Raw genomic sequence first — 1,079 nt, 5'->3', positions numbered from 1 at the left:
CAAAGCTAAGATCGTTGTTCGCTAAACCATCCACATGGTCTAATGCTTCCAACAACGTGAAAGTGTATTGGCCGAGGGTAGTACTAGAGAAACTGATCGTGAACACGTTGGTTTCAACGTTCGAACCATCCGTCACAAAACCGATATAACCACCTGGTGTGCTTGGGTCTGCTTTTAGTTCAACCACCAGCCCATTTGATTTAAGCGCCCCACCAACATTGAATTCTGTCGGTTCAATACGGAAACTCGCCACATCATCACTTTGATTAGTGAAGGTAATCGTCTCTGTTTGACTTACAGCGACACCACTTGGCGTAGAACCATCACTCAAATTAGTTTCAGATAAAGTAACGCTCGGTACATTATCAATCGTTGGGATGTCACCATCGGTAATAGTCAACGTGACTGTAGAAGTAACAACATCACTATCTGAGTCGCTTGAAGTCACGACTATCGACTTAACGATGTCTCCACTTGTGTGGTCGAGGTTACGGTTTGGTTCAAAGCGCACATCACCTTGCAGCGTGACATAAAGCGAACCTTCAGCAACCACAAACTTCTGCTCTCCCGTATTGCTCTGGTCAAGCGTAAACACTGTGCCGTTGTCATAATTGATTTGGGTGATGGTCGTGCCGTCCGCCCCTTCTAGATCAAGAACATTCACAGTCGTAGTTGTCGGCGTACCCGCTGCTAAATCAGCCACAGTTGGCTCTTCAATCGTAAACGCGCCATCTACCATGACTTGGATATCATCGGTAATCGTCACAGCAAGTGGCGACATTAGAGAATCATCGCCATCGCTATCAACCGCGTACACTGGCAAGTTGAACGTTAGGTCGTTATTACCTTGAATTGGTGTGTGGTCAATCGCTTCTATAAGCGTGAAGGTGTATTCACCTAAAGTCGTGCTGCTAAATTCAAGCGTGAAGACTGTAGTCTCGACATTTGAAGTATCTGTGGTGAAACCAATGTAGTTACCCGAACCCGAAGGCTCTTCTCGAATCTCAATCACTAAGCCATCAGATTTCAGAGTACCGCCGGTATTAAACTCACTCGGCTCAATGCGGAATTTTACAACA

1 protein-coding gene is annotated in these 1,079 nt (G+C 45.8%); it reads right to left on the bottom strand.

Annotated elements, in window-relative coordinates; all coding sequences use genetic code 11:
- Positions 1 to 1,079, bottom strand: a 1,079-nt coding sequence (locus CWO08_RS23810; protein WP_146161789.1) for a hypothetical protein, incomplete at both ends; no start/stop codon positions are given.

It is taken from the genome of Vibrio sp. 10N.286.48.B8, assembly GCF_003050085.1.
In the GTDB taxonomy this organism is placed as follows: Bacteria; Pseudomonadota; Gammaproteobacteria; order Enterobacterales; family Vibrionaceae; genus Vibrio; species Vibrio crassostreae.
This window is presented reverse-complemented; position numbering and strand designations above follow the sequence as displayed.